This window comes from Phaeobacter sp. PT47_59 (assembly GCF_028890025.1).
Lineage (GTDB): Bacteria > Pseudomonadota > Alphaproteobacteria > Rhodobacterales > Rhodobacteraceae > Phycobacter.
Genome location: NZ_JARCJL010000002.1, coordinates 1 through 19,052, shown reverse-complemented (window position 1 = coordinate 19,052; position 19,052 = coordinate 1). Strand labels below are relative to the sequence as shown.

The 19,052-nt window shown below is 61.1% G+C and carries 19 protein-coding genes; 11 read left to right on the top strand and 8 right to left on the bottom strand.

Annotated elements, in window-relative coordinates:
• Positions 1-18 precede the first annotated feature (18 nt).
• From PXK01_RS01830 to hslO, 3 genes are read right to left on the bottom strand one after another with little or no spacing between them, the layout of a single operon-like run.
• On the bottom strand, positions 19-1,182 hold the full coding sequence (locus tag PXK01_RS01830; protein ID WP_274858642.1) for a CCA tRNA nucleotidyltransferase: 1,164 nt from the start codon (positions 1,180-1,182) through the stop codon (positions 19-21).
• Positions 1,182-1,793, bottom strand: a complete 612-nt coding sequence (locus PXK01_RS01825; RefSeq protein ID WP_274858641.1) for a CoA pyrophosphatase — start codon at positions 1,791-1,793, stop codon at positions 1,182-1,184. The genes PXK01_RS01830 and PXK01_RS01825 overlap by 1 nt, the downstream gene beginning before the upstream one ends.
• A 26-nt stretch (positions 1,794-1,819) precedes the next feature.
• Positions 1,820-2,803, bottom strand: a complete 984-nt coding sequence (hslO, locus tag PXK01_RS01820; RefSeq protein ID WP_274848791.1) for an Hsp33 family molecular chaperone HslO — start codon at positions 2,801-2,803, stop codon at positions 1,820-1,822.
• 76 nt (positions 2,804-2,879) lie between these two features.
• Here hslO and PXK01_RS01815 point away from each other — a divergent pair, with 76 nt between their 5' ends.
• Entirely contained in the window at positions 2,880-3,317 is a 438-nt protein-coding gene (locus PXK01_RS01815) for an NUDIX hydrolase (RefSeq protein WP_274858640.1), read from the top strand.
• A gap of 316 nt (positions 3,318-3,633) precedes the next feature.
• On the opposite strand, the gene PXK01_RS01810 is transcribed toward PXK01_RS01815, so the two are convergent.
• A complete protein-coding gene (locus tag PXK01_RS01810; RefSeq protein ID WP_446728413.1) occupies positions 3,634-4,866 on the bottom strand; it encodes a PP2C family protein-serine/threonine phosphatase in 1,233 nt (410 codons plus the stop codon).
• A gap of 212 nt (positions 4,867-5,078) precedes the next feature.
• On the opposite strand from PXK01_RS01810, the gene PXK01_RS01805 reads away from it, so the two are divergent.
• Positions 5,079-5,402 (top strand): Hpt domain-containing protein, encoded by a 324-nt coding sequence (locus PXK01_RS01805; RefSeq protein ID WP_274858638.1) that lies wholly within the window; start codon positions 5,079-5,081, stop codon positions 5,400-5,402.
• 30 nt (positions 5,403-5,432) lie between these two features.
• On the opposite strand, the gene ilvA is transcribed toward PXK01_RS01805, so the two are convergent.
• Together ilvA and PXK01_RS01795 are read right to left on the bottom strand one after the other, a co-directional pair.
• Positions 5,433-6,671 (bottom strand): threonine ammonia-lyase IlvA, encoded by a 1,239-nt coding sequence (gene ilvA, locus PXK01_RS01800; protein WP_274848795.1) that lies wholly within the window; start codon positions 6,669-6,671, stop codon positions 5,433-5,435.
• 71 nt (positions 6,672-6,742) lie between these two features.
• The gene (locus PXK01_RS01795; protein ID WP_274848796.1) at positions 6,743-7,483 is read right to left on the bottom strand and encodes a hypothetical protein; all 741 of its coding nucleotides are present in this window, start codon (positions 7,481-7,483) and stop codon (positions 6,743-6,745) included.
• A gap of 138 nt (positions 7,484-7,621) precedes the next feature.
• Here PXK01_RS01795 and PXK01_RS01790 point away from each other — a divergent pair, with 138 nt between their 5' ends.
• The 3 genes from PXK01_RS01790 (at position 7,622) to PXK01_RS01780 (ending at position 9,674) form a co-directional block, all read left to right on the top strand.
• On the top strand, positions 7,622-8,848 hold the full coding sequence (locus tag PXK01_RS01790; RefSeq protein ID WP_274858637.1) for an argininosuccinate synthase: 1,227 nt from the start codon (positions 7,622-7,624) through the stop codon (positions 8,846-8,848).
• A complete protein-coding gene (locus PXK01_RS01785; RefSeq protein WP_274858636.1) occupies positions 8,845-9,309 on the top strand; it encodes a DUF1810 domain-containing protein in 465 nt (154 codons plus the stop codon). The genes PXK01_RS01790 and PXK01_RS01785 overlap by 4 nt, the downstream gene beginning before the upstream one ends.
• Positions 9,310-9,389: 80 nt before the next feature.
• Positions 9,390-9,674, top strand: a complete 285-nt coding sequence (locus PXK01_RS01780; RefSeq protein WP_274848798.1) for an SCP2 sterol-binding domain-containing protein — start codon at positions 9,390-9,392, stop codon at positions 9,672-9,674.
• Positions 9,675-9,696: 22 nt separating this feature from the next.
• On the opposite strand, the gene PXK01_RS01775 is transcribed toward PXK01_RS01780, so the two are convergent.
• Together PXK01_RS01775 and PXK01_RS01770 are read right to left on the bottom strand one after the other, a co-directional pair.
• Positions 9,697-10,410 carry a sulfotransferase-like domain-containing protein gene (locus PXK01_RS01775; RefSeq protein WP_274848799.1) on the bottom strand — a complete coding sequence of 238 codons (714 nt, stop codon included), beginning with the start codon at positions 10,408-10,410 and terminating at the stop codon, positions 9,697-9,699.
• Entirely contained in the window at positions 10,410-11,318 is a 909-nt protein-coding gene (locus PXK01_RS01770; RefSeq protein WP_274858635.1) for a D-amino acid aminotransferase, read from the bottom strand. The genes PXK01_RS01775 and PXK01_RS01770 overlap by 1 nt, the downstream gene beginning before the upstream one ends.
• Positions 11,319-11,461: 143 nt before the next feature.
• Here PXK01_RS01770 and msrA point away from each other — a divergent pair, with 143 nt between their 5' ends.
• The 6 genes from msrA to PXK01_RS01740 form a co-directional block, all read left to right on the top strand.
• Complete coding sequence (msrA, locus tag PXK01_RS01765) at positions 11,462-12,127, top strand: peptide-methionine (S)-S-oxide reductase MsrA (protein WP_274848801.1); 666 nt, start codon at positions 11,462-11,464, stop codon at positions 12,125-12,127.
• A 361-nt stretch (positions 12,128-12,488) separates the two neighbouring features.
• On the top strand, positions 12,489-14,855 hold the full coding sequence (locus tag PXK01_RS01760; RefSeq protein ID WP_274858634.1) for a putative bifunctional diguanylate cyclase/phosphodiesterase: 2,367 nt from the start codon (positions 12,489-12,491) through the stop codon (positions 14,853-14,855).
• Between the two features lie 273 nt (positions 14,856-15,128).
• Positions 15,129-15,893: an energy-coupling factor ABC transporter ATP-binding protein gene (locus tag PXK01_RS01755; protein ID WP_274848803.1), complete on the top strand. Its 765-nt coding sequence runs from the start codon at positions 15,129-15,131 to the stop codon at positions 15,891-15,893.
• The gene (locus PXK01_RS01750) at positions 15,868-16,467 is read left to right on the top strand and encodes an energy-coupling factor transporter transmembrane component T family protein (RefSeq protein WP_274858633.1); all 600 of its coding nucleotides are present in this window, start codon (positions 15,868-15,870) and stop codon (positions 16,465-16,467) included. The genes PXK01_RS01755 and PXK01_RS01750 overlap by 26 nt, the downstream gene beginning before the upstream one ends.
• A 50-nt stretch (positions 16,468-16,517) precedes the next feature.
• Positions 16,518-17,066 (top strand): biotin transporter BioY, encoded by a 549-nt coding sequence (locus PXK01_RS01745; protein WP_274858632.1) that lies wholly within the window; start codon positions 16,518-16,520, stop codon positions 17,064-17,066.
• Between the two features lie 343 nt (positions 17,067-17,409).
• Positions 17,410-19,052, top strand: a 1,643-nt coding sequence (locus PXK01_RS01740) for a CHASE3 domain-containing protein (protein WP_274858631.1), incomplete at its 3' end; no start/stop codon positions are given.

The following is a 19,052-nucleotide window of genomic DNA, read 5'->3' as shown; positions in this document are numbered from 1 at the left end:
AATGTGACTGGGGCGCCTTCAGTGGCGCGAAAGAGCCAGAAGCTGGGCGCGATCCAGGACAAACCCCGAGGCGATCCAGGCCGCCTCCAGCCGCTTCAATTCGGCGCCCAGCGCAGCGCCGCTCAGGCCCGGCATCAGGTCGCCCGCCACCACCGGGAAGCTCTGCACGGCACCGTGGTCCGCCTCTTCCAGCGCCTTTGATGCCAGGGGCTGCTCCATAAGGGCCGCGCGCAGGATCAGCGCATCGCGCCCCTGCTCTGCCCCCAATCGATAGCCCAGTTCACCCGGCCCCATGGTGCCGGTTGCGGCCTCGTACAGACGGTCCAGCCTGCGCGCCTGCTCCTTGCTGAGCCGCAAGGGATCCTGCAGATCCAAACCTGCGCTGATGCTGGCCAGACGCCGGATCGGATCGGATGCCAGCCCGGCCTGCCCTTCCAGATGGAGGAGCGGTGCCAGCGCGCGGTCCTCCGCCCCCGGCAGGATCTGCGCCAAGACCCCCGTCTGCCGCATCACCGCAATCGCGGGTGCCGGATCGGGCGCGGCAAGGAGTTTCAGCAGTTCCGTCCCCACACGTTCGCGCGAGAGCCGTTCCAGCCCGTCCAGATTGGCCGCAATCGCCGCCAGTGCATCCGGGTCAAAGCCCGCCGCCTGATCGCCATACCAGGCATGAAAACGGAAATAGCGCAGCGAGCGCAGGTAATCCTCGCGAATGCGGTCTTCTGCAGTGCCAATAAATCGGATGCGCCGCGCCTCAAGATCCGGCATGCCCCCCAGGGGATCGACGATACTGCCATCGGGACGGGCATAAAGCGCATTGACGGTGAAATCGCGCCGTGCGGCGTCTTCGGCGATATCGGTGGCAAAGGCCACGACCGCGCGGCGACCATCGGTGGCCACATCCTTGCGGAAGGTGGTGACCTCATGCGGGATACCGCCTTCGATCAAAGTCACGGTGCCATGATCAATCCCGGTCGGCACCGCGCGGATCCCGGCCTTTTTCGCCAGTTCCAGTACCACTTCGGGCGTTGCATCCGTTGCAATGTCGATGTCCGAAACCGGAGCCCCCAGCAGCGCATTGCGCACACAGCCCCCCACGAAGAACGCCTCTGCCCCCTCGGCCGTCAGCGCGGCACAGACCGCTTGGGTCTCAGGTGCGGTCAGCCAGTCTTCGGTGATCCGCATCACGTCCCCATCCGATCCGCAAACTGGCGCAGCATCCGCGCCGTGGCCCCCCAGATATAATAGGGACCAAAGGGCACCGTGTAATAGCGCCTGCGTGTCCCCATCCAGCGGCGGGATTCAACGATGTAGTTCCGCGGATCAAGCACATGGGTGAGCGGCACCGAGAAGACCTCGTCCACCTCGCCCGCCTCGGGGCGGATCTCAAACCCCGAACGCAGGATGGCAACCACAGGTGTTACCTGAAAACTGGTCACCGTTTCATGGGTGGGCAGATGGCCGATCACCTCGGGCAGGTCCTGGGGCAGGCCGATCTCTTCCCAGGCTTCGCGCAGGGCGGCATGGGTCACATCCCGGTCGCCCTCATCCACCTTGCCGCCGGGAAAGGCGATCTGTCCCGGATGGTGCTTCAGGGCAGAGGAGCGTTTCGTCAGGATCACGCGCGGCTCGGCTCCCGCCAGCGAGATGGGAACCAGCACCCCCGCAGGACGCAGTTTGCGCCCCGGCGGCAGGGTGAAATCGGGGTTCAGATCGAAGTCCGAAGAGCCATCCCCCGGCCCCACCTCAACGGCACGGCGGAGGCGGTCTGTCAGCTCCTCGGGAGTGTCATGCATCTGTGGGCCTGTTCAGTTTTGCAACTCTAGGATGGCGGGTTCTCGGCGTCAAAGCCCAGCGTCTTTGGGTCCAGATCGTAATGGGCGCCGCAGAATTGGCAATCCGCCGTGACCCGGCCCTCCTCGGTGGTCATCTTTTCCAGGTCCTTGGCCGAGTAGATCGACAGGCTGTTGCGCACGCGTTCCTCGGAACAGGTGCAGCCGAATTGCACCTGCTGCGCATCAAAGACCCGCGGGCCTTCCTCGTGGAACAGACGCACCAGCAGATCAGTCGGCGTCACGCTCGGGCCGATCAGCTCCAGATCCTCGACTGTCTCCAAGAGCATGTTGACGCGATTCCAGTTCTCCTGCGTGTCACCCGAAACCAGATCATCGGCGTTCAGGATATCGCCGCGCCCCTGCAGTTCGGCAGCAAAGGGCGAGGCCTTGGGCATATGCTGCAGCATCACCCCGCCCGCGCGCCAGTGCTCGGACACGCCCGGCTCGGAAGACTTGCCAAAGCTGAGGCTGAACCGCGTCGGCAGTTGTTCGGACTGGGCAAAATAGGCCTCGGCGCAGGCACAAAGCGATCCGCCCGCCAGCGGGGTGATCCCCTGGTAGGGCTGCATGTTCTGGCCCTGGTCGATCATGATGGCAAAATAGCCCTCGCCCACCTGGTCAAAGGGCAGACCCGGCGTGAGCCGCGCCGCATCATAGCTGGCGTAGGCGCGGATCTTGGCAGGTTCACCTTCGGCCTGGGGCGCATAGTAGTCGGTCGCGATCATGCGCACGGCGCCCTTGGACTGCACCTGCAGCGACAGCTTCCACTGCAGCTTGATCGTCTGACCGATCAGCGCGGTCAGCAAGGCCATCTCGGCCACCAGCGCCTCGACCTGGGGCGGGTAGTCGTGCTGCTTCAGAATGCCATCAAGCACACCATCAAGACGCGCCACGCGGCCCCGCATGTCGGAGGCATCAAGCTGGAAGGGCAGGACCGTATCGTCCCACGCGATTTTCGAACCAAGTGTCATGGGGTTTCCTTACACGCCGGAGGTTGGCATATCGAGCCTATATAGGGTTTTCCCATTTGGAGTGAAGGGGGCGCAAGTGATCAGGCGTTTTGGTGAGCCGCCAGAGACCGGGCGGGACTACAGGATCAGGCCGGGGATCTACGCACTGTTGCCGCGGGACGGTAAGTTGCTGTTGACCTGCCAGATGGATCCGGAGCCGGACATCCAACTGCCGGGCGGCGGCATTGATCCGGGCGAGGCCCCCATTCCCGCCCTGCACCGCGAGGTTTTCGAGGAAACCGGCTGGAGCATCGGTCGTCCCCGCAGGCTCGGCACCTTTCGCCGCTTCGTCTTTATGCCGGAATACGATCTCTGGGCGGAAAAACTGTGCCAGATCTACATGGCCCGCCCCCTGCGTCGGTTGGGCCCCCCGAAAGAACCGGGTCACGAAGCACTGTGGATGACGGGGCAAGAGGCGATGAAACACCTCGGCAACCCCGGTGATCGGCATTTTGCAGCCCGGTTCTGTGGCTGAACACCGATCACGGCACGTCCATCGTAGCGCCCGAAATACGGCAGCCGGTGCCCTCCCGCGCCCGACCTGATCGGCCCCTGGGGCCTCGGGTCGAGGCTTGGGCCCGGCAGCGCGCAAGCGCGCTGCGCTCGTGACAGATTGATCCCTGTGCACAGCAGAGCAACCGCTGCACGCGACAGCGTGCAGCCCAGCCCAACAGGAGCCGGTGATCTGAGATCACCGCGCGATTGGCGGGAGTGCGACCGGGCAGCAGTTGCGGCCGTCCGGATACGTCAAGGATCTGGGACCAGTGGCGTAGGGTCAATGGATCCTGCGCCTAGGGGCCTTCGTATTCGAACAGGGTCGCGGAAACATCATCTTCCAGACCATGCTCCTGCGACAGGATCTGGGTCAGGTTCCAATAGAGATCGTCCAGGAATTCCTTACCGCTCTGGCTGCCGTCGCATTTCTTGATCAACTCAAGCAGCCCCTCGGCCTCCAGCATTTCGCCATTCTCCAGACGTGCCTCGGTGAACCCGTCGGAGTAAAGCAGCAGACGGTCGCCCTTTTCCAGTATCAACTCTTCCTGAGTATATCCGATATCGGGCACCAGGCCGACGGGCACACCGCCCTTGCCGATGAATTCCGCGGTGCCGTCCTTGCGCAGGAGCAGCGGGTGCGGATGCCCGGCCTGCACCATCTTCAGCACGCCGCTGCGCAGATCGACGATGCAATAGGCCATGGTGAAGTATTCTTCGATACCGGTATCCGCGATCAGACGCGCGTTCAGCAGGCTGGCGACCTCTTCCGGTTGTCGCAGGGCGTAAAACCGGTTGAACCGCTTTTCCATGCCGACATTCTGATCGAAATAGGTCGAAGAGAGATACCCGCCCAGACGCGCGGTCATCATCGCCGAGGTGATGCCGTGGCCCGACACATCGATGGAATAAAAGCCGATTCGGTTCACACCCGGGCAGAACATACCCACAAGATCGCCACCGATATGGCCACAGGGTTTGAGCAGCAGGCTGACCGTCGAGGAGCCAAAGCTTTTCGAGAGTTCCGGTACAAGTGATTCCTGGATCTTCCGCGCCTGGATCAGATCCTTGTCGATCGCATCATAGACCCGCTGCAATTCGCCCAGGGTTTCCGAGACGATGCGGTTCTTCTCTGACAGCTCCCGCTGCATGCGCAGGATTCGCTCTCCGGCCGAGATCCGCGCGCGCAGCTCATCCGAACTGACCGGTTTGGTCAGGAAGTCATCGGCGCCCGCATCCAGCCCTTCGGCCACCTCGTTCTTTTCGCTCTTCGAGGTCAGAAGGATAAAATAGCTATAGTTTTCAGTTGATTGCCTGCGGAACTCGCGGCAGAACTCGATGCCGTTCATCCCCGGCATCATCCAGTCGCTAAGGATCAGATCGGGCGGATCCTGCAGGCAGATCTCCATCGCCTCTTCGCCGCCCTCAGCCTCCAGGACGTCAAATCCCCACTTCTTCAGAGACGCCACAAGGATTCGACGCTGCAGCCGACTGTCATCGACAACCAGAACACGGTTGATCGAACCGCTCATGGCGTTTTCCTCATGGTCCACTGGACTGTCTGGCAACAACTATCGATACCTCATACACTAGCAACGAATAGGCCCGCAATGGGCGCAGTATCCGGCCAGTTCTTTAACGGCGCGTGAAATCTAAAATTCGATCCACGCAATCTTTCATCCAAAATTTACTGGTTGGACCTTATGAAATACTTACCAAGGAAAAAGAAGCGGGAACTTTTGCCATGATCAATTGGCCGCGCGTCAAGGAGCTTCGCGAGGAAGTCGGCGCTGAAGACTTTGATGAAGTTGTCGAACTGTTCCTGGAAGAGGTGGAAGGCGTGATCAGCAAGCTGCGCACGGACGACCGCAGCGCCCTGGAACAGGATCTGCACTTTCTCAAGGGCAGCGCCTTGAACCTCGGCTTTGATGACTTCTCGAGCCTGTGCCTGACCGGCGAGCGTCAATCGGCCGAGGGCGCCGCCGCTTCCGTGGATCTGGCAGCCGTCGTCACCTCCTATGAACAGTCCAAGGCAGATTTCCTGTCGAAACTGCCGGCCCTGGCCTGACACCCAGGCCTGCCGACAGATCGGCAACCGTCAGATTAGAAACTGAGCCAGGGTCTCGTCACTGGTGATATCCGTGTAGGTCATGCCTGCCGCATCCAGGCGGGCAAAGAGCGCCGAGAAATTCTCCGGCCGTTTCGTCTCGATCCCGATCAGCACCGAGCCGAAGTTGCGCGCCGATTTCTTCAGATACTCGAACCGGGCGATGTCATCCTCGGGGCCAAGGATATTGAGGAATTCCTTCAGTGCGCCGGGCCGCTGGGGCAGGCGCAGCAGGAAGTATTTCTTGATCCCCGAATAGCGCAGCGCGCGTTCCTTGACCTCTGGCAGGCGCTCGAAATCGAAATTGCCGCCCGAGGTGACGCAAACCACGCTTTTGCCGCGGATCCAGGAGCGCACATCATTGAGCGCCTCCACCGCCAGCGCACCGGCGGGTTCCAGCACGATGCCCTCGACGTTCAGCATCTCGATGATGGTGGAGCAGATCCGGTCCTCTGAAATGGTGATCACATCCGGCAGCGGGATGTGTTTCAACAGATCAAAAGGCTGCGCCCCGATGGTGCCCACCGCCGCGCCATCAACGAAGGTATCCACCTTATCAAGCGCCACCGGATGCCCGGCCGCGATGGCTGCGCGCAGACAGGCGCCGCCGTTGGGCTCGACAAACAGGCAATGCACCGCATCGCCAAAGAAGGTCGCAACGCCCGAGGACATACCACCCCCGCCCACCGGCAGAATCACATGGTCCGGCGTGCCGCCAAACTGCTCCTCGATCTCCACCGCGATGGAGGCCTGACCTTCAATCACATCCGTATCGTCAAAGGGCGACAGGAAATGCCCGCCCTCGCGCGCGCACCACTCCTGCGCGGCGGCCAGCGTATCATCGAAGTAGTCGCCGGTCAGATGCACCTCGATATTGTCACCGCCGAACATGCGGGTTTTCTGGATCTTCTGCTGCGGGGTAGTGACCGGCATGAAGATCACACCGCGTTTGTCCATGTGCTTGCACATGAAGGCGACGCCCTGCGCGTGGTTCCCAGCTGAGGCGCAGACGAACAGCGCCTGATCGGGCTGCTTGCGCATGGCGTTCAAGGCACCGCGGATCTTGTAGGAGCGGACCGGGCTCAGGTCCTCGCGTTTGAGGTAGATATCCGCCTCGAAGCGTTCGGAGAGGTGGACATTGCGCTGCAGGGGTGTTGCGGGAAACACCTCGCGCATGGCCGCCTCGGCGGCGCGGGCGGCATCTTTGAACCGGGTCTGAAAATCGCTCATACCCTTTCAGTGACCCAAGCCCGCCCCCAAGGCAAGGGGCAGGCGCAAAGCATGCAAAAGAATACCGGAAATCAGATCTCACGGCTTTCTACCGCGACGCCGTAGATCGTGGTCAGGATGCTGATACCCGCCATCGTGGCGGCCCATTGCACCACACCAAGCGTCAAAATGCCGATCAACGCACTTACTTGCATCACAATGAACACAGCAGCTGCGCCGCCCACCACCATGAAGATGATCAATAAAATGGCCGCCCACAAAACAGAAACGGAAATAGGGGCGGTCGCATTCCAGGCTGTTTTTGGACCAATTCGTTGGCCCAAGGCCGCCGCTGGCAACATCGGTGACAAACGATAAAAGATCCAAAGGAAGGCAATAAACAGGACAATCATGAGAACGGGCATAAATACCGTGGATGTGCCACCCAGAAGGGCAATCAGGAACCCAAGGCAAAATCCGAGGGAAAATCCGACCACAAAGAGCGCTATGGTTATGAACAGAAAGACAAGAAAATAGCTCACCATCTGCCGCCCGTGGAACGTCGGGACAATCCCTCCCCTCTCCTCAAGAAGCACGAATCTGTGCCAGGCGACAGCAACCCAGAGCCCCGCGATCCCGGTCGCCAGTTGCAGCAGAATATTCGGGGAAGCTTGCGCGTTCGGATTGAGCACGTCGCCCGCTGCAATATCCGCTCCGCCCATCACCATGCTAATGACCATCATCACGATCAGCGGCGAAGAGATGCGCACCGCATCCTTCAGGTTATGGTTCAGCAAGAACACGGAATGTGAAAATATCTTCCAGCCGGTCACGGGGTAATCTCTCCTGTAAATAGTCGTCCCAGCGTTATTGCACGTTTTGCGGGCGGCAAGACAAGGAAAACCCGGCGAACCTTGCCCTTGCCCGCAAAACCCGTTACGCCGCAGACGTTCTGATCAAGAGGAAAACCCATGTCCGCGCCCAAGAAAGTTGTGCTGGCCTACTCTGGCGGCCTTGATACGTCGATCATCCTGAAATGGCTGCAGACCGAATATGGCTGCGAGGTGGTGACCTTTACCGCCGATCTGGGCCAGGGCGAAGAGCTGGAGCCCGCCCGCAAGAAGGCCGAGATGCTGGGCATCAAGCCGGAAAACATCTACATCGAAGACGTGCGCGAAGAGTTCGTGAAGGACTTCGTCTTCCCGATGTTCCGCGCCAATGCTCTGTATGAGGGCGAGTACCTTCTGGGCACCTCGATTGCACGTCCGCTTATCTCGAAACGTCTGGTGGAAATCGCCGCTGAAACCGGCGCGGATGCCGTGGCCCATGGCGCCACCGGCAAGGGTAACGACCAGGTGCGGTTTGAACTGGCCGCCTATGCGCTGAACCCCGATATCAAGGTGATCGCCCCCTGGCGGGAATGGGACCTGACCTCGCGCACGCGCCTGTTGGAGTTTGCCGAGAAGAACCAGATTCCGATCGCCAAGGACAAGCGCGGCGAAGCGCCCTTCTCGGTCGATGCGAACCTTTTGCACACCTCCTCCGAGGGCAAGGTGCTGGAAGATCCCGCCGAACAGGCGCCCGATTACGTCTACCAGCGCACCGTCAGCCCCGAGGATGCGCCGGATACGCCGGAAGTGATCACCATCGGGTTCGAGCAGGGCGATGCGGTCTCGATCAACGGCGAGGCGATGAGCCCGGCCACCATCCTGACCGCGCTGAACGAATACGGCCGCAAGCACGGCATCGGCCGCCTCGACTTCGTGGAAAACCGGTTCGTCGGCATGAAGTCCCGCGGCATCTACGAAACCCCCGGCGGCACCATCCTGCTGGCGGCACACCGCGGCATCGAGCAGATCACCCTGGACAGCGGCGCAGGCCACCTGAAGGATTCGATCATGCCGCGCTATGCCGAGCTGATCTACAACGGCTTCTGGTACAGCCCCGAACGCGAGATGCTGCAGGCCCTGATCGACAAGAGCCAGGAACATGTCACCGGCACCGTGACCCTGAAGCTTTACAAAGGCTCCGCCTTTGTTGTGGCGCGCGATTCCGAGCACTCGCTTTACTCCGAGGCCCATGTGACCTTTGAAGAGGACGCCGGCGCCTATGATCAGAAGGACGCGGCGGGCTTCATCCAACTCAACGCCCTGCGTCTGAAGCTGCTGGCCGCGCGTGAGCGCCGCCTGAAGAAGTGAGCGACGATTACGACATAGACGGCGACTTCGAGGATGACTTCGAAGAAGAGCTGGAGATGTTCGTCGAAGCCCAGGACACGGTCTGGTCCGATGTCCTGAGCGAACTTTCCGCGGGTAAAAAGACGAGCCACTGGATGTGGTTCGTCTTCCCGCAACTGGCCGAACTTGGCAAATCCCACATGGCGCAACTGTACGGGATTGAAGACCTGTCCGAGGCCAAGGCCTACCTGGGTCACGAGGTTCTAGGGCCGCGCCTGACCGAGGTTGTCCGACTGATGCTGTCGCACGCAGATCAGGACGCCGCCGCGATCCTTGGCAAGGTGGACGCGAAGAAACTGCGCTCCTCCATGACGCTGTTTGCCGCCGTGCCGGATGCGCCGGGGGACTTCAAACAGGTGATCGACACCTTCTATGGCGGCAGCCCCTGCCCGCTCACGATTGAGGCACTCAGCCAGGCCTGAGGCCCCCCTCCCCCTTGGTCATGCTTGCCCGGCGCATCCCCCTTGCTTAACCCGAAGGTCAAGCAAGAGGAGATCCCCCGATGGCCCTTCAAGACATCGCCGCCGGTATCCAGTCCGGCCTGTCCGGCAAAAGCTTTGATGGTTCGCTGAAATTCGACTGCGGCGAGGACGGTGTCATCGTTCTGGCCGATGGCACGGCAACCACCGAAGACAGCGAAACGGACTGCACCCTGCGCCTGTCGCAGGAGAACCTGAAGAAGTTGCTGACCGGCAAGCTGAACCCGATGACCGCCGTGATGATGGGCAAGATCAAGATCACCGGCGACATGGGCGTGGCGATGAAACTGGGCAAGCTGATCGGCTGACCAGCCTGCCACGGTTTTCGGTTCAGATCTTCACTGCCTTCAACTGCTCGTAATAGGGCATCGCCGCCTCCAACACCGGTTGCAGATGATCGGGCACCTCGGGCAGATCGCCCTCGGGGCCAGCAAATCCGGTCGAGGTCCAGACCGCGCCGTACCAGACCGCAGCCCAGACGCCGTCGTCCTTGTGGCCCCCCTTTGGCCAGGACAGCATCTTGGGCGAATAGGGCAGATCGATCGCCTCGCACATCTGTTCCAGCTTTTCGCCCGGGTTCTGGCGAATGTCGTAGCTATCGACCACCACCGGCGACTGGCCCCAGCTGCGGCAAAGGTCATAAAGCTCGGCCTGCTGACGGAAGCCGATATCGTCCAGCGTCGGGTTCTCGCGTTTCGCCGCATAAGAGGCGATAACCCGCGCCGGGTGACGGATCAGGAAGACATTGGTCACCTCCCGCATCCAGTCACGCGGCATGCCGGGGATCATGTGCTGGCTCATGTGTTTCTGGTAGTAGACCGGTTTCGCCGCAGGGATGTCGCCCAACAGCATATCGGCCACCGCTGCCGGATCCTGGTTCTGGCTCTCCAGGATCTCCTCGCGCATGGGATGATCGAGGCCCGTCATCTTCAGATAGGCCGCATAGAACGGCTCATCCACCACCGCGCAATCGCCCCGGTTTCCAAAGGCATACATCATCGCCGTCGACAGGTTCCGCGGCCCCGACCACATTGCAATCCGCATCAGGCGCACTCCTTTTCGATCAATGCCTTGTAAAGCGCGCGGATCCGTTTGGTCATCGGACCCATCTCGCCCGTGCCGATCTGGCGCCCGTCAATCATGCCAACCGGAGTCTGCGCCCCGAAGGTGCCGGTCAGAAACGCCTCATCCGCACCATAGGTGTCCACCAGCGAGTAGTTGCGCTCAAACACCGGGATATCATTGGCGCGGCACAGATCGATCACCTTCTGCCGGGTGATGCCGTTCATGCAGTAGTCCCCGGTCGAGGTCCAAACCTCCCCGCCGCGCACGATAAAGAAGTTGCAGGCGTTGGTGGTGTTCACAAAGCCATTCACATCCAGCATCAGCCCCTCGTCCGCGCCTGCCTTTTCGGCGGCGATACAGGCGAGGATGCAGTTCAGTTTCGAATGGGAGTTCAGCTTGGGATCCTGGCTCATCGGCAGACCCCGGATATGCGGCACCGTGGCCAGATTGATCGGACGCGGCAGGTTGGGGCGGGAATGCTCCATGATGATCACCATAGTCGGCCCCTGCTGCGACAGGCTCGGGTGCTGGAAGGGCCGCGTTTTCGGGCCGCGCGTCACCATCAGCCGGGCGTGGGCGTCCGTGGTCATGCCATTGGCCTTTTGCGTGTCCAGCACCGCCTGTTTCACGCCTTTCTTCGACAGGCCAATGTCCAGATCGATGGCCTTGGCCGCCTCGAACAGACGGTTGAGGTGCTCGTCGATGAAGGCCCAGGTGCCGTTATACAGGCGCAAGCCTTCCCAGACGCCATCGCCCAGCATGAAACCGCTGTCATAGACGCTGACGGTGGCCTCGGCCTTGGGCACGATCTTCCCGTTCAGATAGATGAGGATCTCTTCGTTGCGCTGGTCTTCTTCCGCCTGATGGGTGCTCATTTTTTCAGTCATCGGACCCTCCTTTTGCGGCACGCTAGCCAGATTGGATCCAATTTCCAAGCGGTAACTTGCGCTCACCTGTGCGTGACATTTGATGACAGCCGGTTGAGCAAAAATGAGGCAGCCGTCAGGGTGTTTGCAAAACGGAGGCACCGATGAAGACATTGCATCACATCAAACAGGTTTCCCTGGCCATCCTCATCCTGACGGCGGGCCTGTTGCGCGGCCATGAAGCCCATGCCGCAAGCCCCCAGGTGCTGACCGTTGCGGGCGGCTGCTTCTGGTGCGTCGAAAGCGATTTCGAATCCGTACCCGGCGTGGTCGAGGCGGTCTCGGGCTATGCTGGTGGCAGCACGAAGAACCCCACCTACAAGGAGGTCACCCGCGGCGGCACCGGCCATTACGAGGCGGTCCAGATCCATTTTGACCCCGCCAAAGTCAGCCGCGCGACGCTGCTGGATATGTTCTTCCGCTCGGTCGATCCCACGGATGCAGGCGGGCAGTTCTGTGATCGTGGCGACAGCTATCGCACCGCCGTTTTCGTGAAGGGCGGCGATGAACGGAGCCTCGCGGAACAGGCAAAGGCCAAGGCACAACGTGAGCTGGGACAGGCCGTGGTGACACCGATCCTGGATGCCGGTCCCTTCTACGCGGCCGAAGACTACCATCAGGACTATTACAAGGGTGACAGCCTGGTCTTTACCCGCTTTGGCCCCAAACGGCAGGCCGCAGCCTACAAACGCTACCGCCAGGCCTGCGGACGCGATGCCCGTGTGCGGCAGCTCTGGGGAGATGCAGCCCCCTTTGCCAGCCATCCGTAAGCTGCATCCGCATGCACTCAGGCCGATTGAATGACATGATTTCAACTAAAGTTTTCCAGACAAAACCCCTGTCAAAACGGGGTTTTTACGTGGTTTTCCGCCTCATGCAGAGATTCAATTAACCCGAATTCGGCACCTTTGGATCCGTCCGGTTTTAAAAGGTGCAGACTAAATGTGGAGTTCCGGCCTCGTTGAGTTCCTCTTGGTGATGAGTGCAGTGGCAGTTCTGTCATCGCTGGCCCGTGCCGCACGTCCGGACCATACCCCCGCCAGAGTGACACGCAGTACGCGGCTGCACCCCCTCTTGCAACGCTCCCGCAAGACCTCAAAGCCTTACAAGCTGTTGGGGTAGGTGGGTATGATGTCCTTCAAACCCAAAACCCTGCGAAGGCAGATATTGCTGGGCGTTCTGGTCCCGGTATTTCTGATTCTGGCCGTTGGGTTGCTATTTGAAAGCTACGATCACCGCGAACACCTGACCGACAGCATGAACAGGCGGGCGGATCTGTTGGCACGCCTGGCGGCAACCGCAATGTCGCAACCTCTGTCGGAGTTTGACATACCCAGGGTGGAAGAAGCGCTGCAACAGCTTGCACACACGGGGCAGGTGGGTATCGCACAGGTGACCTGGCCGAACGGCGAAGACATCACGACGATCATCGCGCCGGACTACGTGCCAAATGCCGACGACGTGGTAAACACCCATACGATTACCCTTGTTCGCAATGGCCATGCAGAGGTTCTTGGCTATCTGCATCTCACTCTGCCCATAGAAACCATTACCGACCAGCTGATGGAGGCAACGCTCCGTCACGCGCTGATCTCGGCCATCGTGTTTGTGCTGGTCACTGGCAGCGCCATTTTTGCCCTGTCCCGGATCTCTAAACCCCTGACCACCATTGGCCGCGCGATCGTCGATCTGCGCAATGGTCGATTGGATACCCGCATCCCCCACCAGCACCGCACGGACGAAATCGGGATGCTGGCACAGGCGCTGGAACAGATGCGGCGCAGCGAGATCGAAATGGAGGATCTTCGCGCGCAAAGCACCGAGACCGACCGACGGGAACGCAAAAGGATCCACCGCGCCCTGAAATCCACGCGCGACGGGGTCATCCTGACGGATGAAACCGGCAATGTCGTCTTCTCCAACGCCAATGCCGGTATCTTCTTTGCCGACGCCCGCGAGGGGGAGCGGCTGAACTTCCGATCCTGGCTCCCCGAGGAGGTGGCCGAACAGATCGAAGAACGAGTCGCCGCCGGGCAGGACTTTGCCGCGGAAGCCTGTGTGACCCATTTCAACAGCGGCGAGGAGCTGAACCTGCTGGTGCGCGGTGGTCCCATCCGCGACGAAGACGGGCTTTACCTGGGAACACTGCTGCTTGCGACCGACCACAGCGATCAGGCGCGACAGGCGGCACGGGTGAAATACCTGGCCGAACATGACAGCCTGACCGGGCTTGCCAACCGGCGCCTGCTGGAGCAGACCCTGGCAGACTGGCTGGATACCGGCGCGCAGGTCTCGCTCCTGTTGGCGGATCTGGATCACTTCAAGACCATCAACGACACTCTGGGTCATCCCACCGGGGATGCCCTGCTGAAAGTGGTCGCGGATAAATTCCAGGCCAGCAGCAGCAGTACCAACGCTCTGGCCGCGCGACTGGGCGGCGACGAATTCGCCATTGTCGTCAAAGGTGCAGACAGCGAAGACCGGCTGACCAATATCGCCAATTCCCTCGTCTATGACCTGTCCAAACCGCTGACCGTCAGCGGCAACGTCCTGCACACCGGCATGAGCGCAGGCATCGCCACCCTGGCCGGGCACGATGCCCGCGCCGCCGATGGGATTCGCTGTGCCGATCTGGCGCTTTACGAGGCCAAGAACAGCGGCCGCGGCCGGGTCGAGATCTTCCACAGGGATCTGGAAACCGCCATCAAGCGCAAGGCACTGTTGGAGCGCGAGTTGCGCGCGGCCCTGAAGGAAGACGGCATTCGCCCGGTTTTCCAGGTACAGACCTGCCTGAAAACCGGTGAAATCGTGGGGTTTGAAACCCTGGCACGCTGGCACCACCGGCACCTTGGCAGCATCTCTCCGGGCGAGTTCATCCCGGTTGCCGAGGAATGCGGTCTCATCCGCGAGCTGACCTATCAGATCATGACCCATGCCTTCCGCGCAGCGGCACGCTGGCATGACCTGGGCTTCAAGGGCCGGGTCGCGGTCAACCTGTCGCCAAAACTGTTCGGCTCGCAGGTGGATGAATTCGTCAACGATTGCCTCTATGAAACCGGTTGCCCCGCAAGCGCGGTAGAGGCCGAGATCACCGAAACCGTGGTTCTGTCCAGCGGCCAGTCCGCCCTGCGTGAAATCGAAGCCCTGCAACGGCTTGGCATCACCGTCGCCCTTGATGATTTTGGCATGGGCTATTCATCGCTCAGCTACCTGCAGAAATTCCCGGTGAACAAGATCAAAGTGGACGCGGCCTTTGTCTCGAAGCTGCCCGAGTCGGATGAAACCAAGGCCATTGTCGTGGCCATCGCCGAGCTGGGTCATGCCCTGGGCATGAGCGTCACAGGAGAGGGCGCTGAGACCGAAGAGCACCGTACCCTGCTGCAGGAATGCAATGTCGACTACCTGCAAGGCTACTTTGACGGCCCGCCCCTGGCCGAGCGCGCCGCGACCGCGCGGCTGTTTCCGGGCGCAGGGCTGCACCTGCAGATATCGGGCTGATCCGCAGGTCATCACCGGGTGATCATCACGCGATTGCCGTGCAGATCTATGTGATCTGATGTGACGGATGGCCCGGGCGGTATTTCCCTGAGACTTCCTGACCCTGATTCAAGGCCAAGGACCAGATTTCCGCCTCTTTGAGGTCGGAACACGTTGCCAGACGCAAAAAATCCGCTATCACCAGCCGGATCGTTTTTTGACCTCCCCGTCTGAACAGGCCCGTGTGAACAGGCCAGTCTGGACGGACCCGGCTCAACAGGAAGGAGTCCGCCTGTGAAATCTGCCACAGCGGATCAAAGCTTGGCCCCTTCGCCTCTCGGGGCCCTGGTGGAGTTGAAGGGCGTGACCCTGACCGCAGGCGCCAGACACGTCTTGCAGGATATCTCTTTTTCAGCAGCGGAGCCGCGGGTCGGGATCGTCGGGCGAAATGGATCCGGAAAGACCACGCTGGCGCGGGTCATCAGCGGCCTCGTCGCCCCCGACCAGGGCACTGCGCGCATTGAAGGCACGGATGTTTTCCGAGACCGCAAGGCCGCGCTTGGTCTTGTCGGCATCCTGTTTCAGAACCCGGATCGGCAGATCATCTTTCCCACCGTGGAAGAAGAGCTTGGATTTGGGCTGCGGCAGATGGGTCTCGACAAGGCAGATGCCGATGACCGCGTCAGCCAGATCCTTGCACGGTTCGGAAAATCCCATTGGGCAAAGGCGCCGACGCATCTGCTGTCACAGGGGCAGAAACAGCTGGTCTGCCTGATGGCGATCCTGTCCATGGCGCCGCGTGTCATCATCCTGGACGAACCTTTTGCGGGGCTGGACATTTCCACCCGCATGCAGCTGCAGAGAAGCCTAGACAGGGTGGATGCGCAGCTGTTTCACATATCGCACGACCCGCAGCACCTGGAAAGTTACGACAGGGTGCTCTGGATCGAGGCCGGCCAACTTAAGGCCGATGGCCCGGCACCGGAGGTGCTGCCCGCCTTTACCAGCCAGATGACCAAATGGGGGACGCAGGATGATCTCTCTGACCTCCCCGCTTGAAACCTGGGCCCATCGGGTTCCGGTCGGCTGGAAACTTGCCGCGCTCTCTGGCGCGACCCTCATGCTGTTCTCGCTGCAGTCGATCATCCTGCAGGTCGCCGCGCTGACCCTGGCCTTGATGCTTTATCTCAGTGCAGGTTCTCTGTTTGCGCGCAGCGGGCTGAAGACCCTGCGCATCCTCTGGCCCTTCTTCGCCGTTATCGTGATATGGCACCTAATCGAAGGCACACCTCAGAAAGGTCTGATGATCGCCCTGCGCCTTGCCAATACGGTGGCGCTGGCCAACTTCGTCACCATGACCAGCCGCCTGTCGGACATGATCGATGTAGCCGCCTGGCTGCTGACCCCGTTTCGGCACATCGGGCTGAAGACCCGCGCCCTGGAGATCGCAATCGCGCTGGTCATCCGGTTTACCCCGCTGCTGGGTCGGCGCGGCGCGCAACTGATCGAGGCCTGGCGGGCCAGATCGGCGCGCCACCCGTCCTGGCGCATTGCCCTGCCTATGACCGTTCTGGCGCTGGATGACGCCGATCACGTTGCCGAAGCGCTGAAGGCACGGGGCGGCATTCACTGACATTCCCGCCTTGGCACAGTGACCGAGGCGCAAGAAAGGATCACAACACCATGGAACGTTCCGTTGCCTATATCGCTCTTTTTGCAGCGCTGACCGCCGCATTGGGTCTTGTCCCGCAGATTACCCTTGCCTTTGGGGTGCCGGTCACCGCGCAAAGCCTTGGCATCATGCTGTGCGGCACGGTTCTGGGCGCCCGCCGCGGCTTGCTTGCGGTGCTGCTGTTCCTGCTGCTGGTGGCTCTGGGCCTGCCGCTGTTGTCCGGCGGGCGCGGCGGCCTTGGCGTCTTTGCCTCGCCCACCGCGGGCTTCCTGTTTGGCTTTCCGGTCGCGGCCTTTGTCACCGGCCTGATCATGGAGCGCATGCGGTCGCTGCCGCTGCTGCCCATCGCCATCCTGGCATCGCTCCTGGGAGGGATCCTTGTGCTCTATCTTTTCGGAGTGAGCGGCATGGCCATCACGCTCGACAAATCCTTCACCGAAGCCGCCGCCCTGATCCTGATCTTTATCCCCGGTGACATCCTGAAAGCGGTGATTGCCGGTGTCCTGACAGCCGGTCTGGCCCGTGCCCGCCCAGGCAGCCTTCTGTCGCGCCCGGCCTGACCGATCCATCACAGCACACGGAGCGGGCTTTGCCGCCTGTTCCGTGTCGCGCCCGGGGGCCGCGCGACGGATCAAACCTGGGCGCGGCTCTCATCCCCTGTTTCAGATCCATATCTGCTGAAGTCCCGCCTGCGAGGGGTGATTTCAGACCTGCAGACTGTCGCTGAACGCGGCACTTTGTCCCCGATTTGCGCGCGACCATAAAGTCTTTGCAAAGGTTTCGATTCGATACTTACGCAGACGCGAACGGAACAGAGGCACTACAATTATGAATGGTGGAGCTTCCACTGGCGCAAAGACGCGATTCCTTTCAATCGCCAATATGCGCATGAAGACAAAGGTCATGCTGGTTGCAGCCGGACCCTTGATCCTGACATTGTCGATCGGCGTGATCGCCAGTCTGAATCTCAATCGCATGGCTGACACCGATCGCTGGGTCACTCATGCCCATCACGTCCTGTCCGAAGCCGATACGGTTGTCTCCGCCGCGGTTGACATGGAAACCGGCATGCGCGGCTATCTTCTGGCCGGGCAGGCAGAGTTTCTGGCCCCCTATGAAACCGGCAGCACCGTCGCCCATGACACCCTGGCCAGGCTCCAGGACACCGTGAGCGACAACCCCGCGCAGGTCGCCCGCCTGAAAGAGGCTGAAGCGGTCTTGACCGAGTGGCAGGCCAAGATTGCCGAAACGCAGATCCAGCTGCGCCGCGATATCGGCGATGCGCCCACCATGAACGACATGGCTGCAGAAGTGAAAAAGGGCGCCGGGAAAGCCTATTTCGACAGGTTCCGAGAGTTGATCTCCAGCTTCATCGCCTTCGAAGAGGACTTGCTGGTAGACCGGTCGCGCGCCTTTGCGGATCTTACCAGCTTTGGCGATGTCAGCGGCAGTGCCGCCAATGATGCCATGAAATGGGTCGATCACACCCATCGGGTCATTGCCACGGCCAAAGATATCCTTGCCGCAGCCGTGGATATGGAAACCGGCATGCGCGGCTTCCTCCTGGCCGGGGATGAGGTCTTCATGACCCCCTTGAACACGGGCGCCGAGACATTTGACCGACTGGTCGCCGAGCTGTCCGAAACCGTCAAGGACGACCCGGAGCAGGTCGCGCGTCTGGCGGAAATCAGCACGATCATCACCGAGTGGCGCGCAAAAGCCGTTGCGCCAATCATCGACCTGCGCCGTGACATCGGGGACGCCAAGACCATGGATGACATGGCCGATCTGATTGGCGAGGCCCGCGGCAAGGTCTTTTTCGATCAGTTCCGCGCCATCATGGAAGACTTCATGGCCGTCGAAGAAGAGCTGATGGCAGAGCGCGAGGCCGCGAAGGCGGAGACATCCGCCATGACCGAAACCATGATCCTGGGCGCCGTGGCCACAGCCGTTATCGTCGGCGGTCTTCTAGCCTGGCTGATCGGCTCGAACATTGCTGCGGCTGTCGTCTCTCTGACCCGCGCCATGACCGGCCTGGCGGATGGCGACAACACCGTGGAAATCTCCGGCAAGCGCCGCGGCGATGAAGTTGGCCAGATGGCCCGGTCGCTGGACATTTTCCGCCAGAAGCTGATCCGCGAAAAGGAACTGGAAGCGGAGCAGAAGAAACGCGACGCGGAACAGGGTGTGGTTGTCACCAAGCTGACCGAGCGCCTGTCGTTGCTGGCTCAGGGGGATCTGACCATCACCATCGACAGTGCCTTCCCTGAAGACTACGAGCAGCTGCGGCTCGATTTCAACAAGACGGTCGAGAACCTCAACGGCACCGTCTCGCAGGTGGTCGAGTCCGCCGCCAGCATCCGCAATGGCGCGGCCGAGATCAGCCAGTCCTCGGACGACCTGTCGCATCGCACCGAAAGCCAGGCCGCAACCCTTGAGGAAACCGCCGCCGCCCTCGATGAACTGACAGCAAGCGTGAAATCCGCCGCCGAAGGTGCCCGCAGCGTCGAGAACATCATGGACGAGGCCAAGCAGGAGGCCGAAAA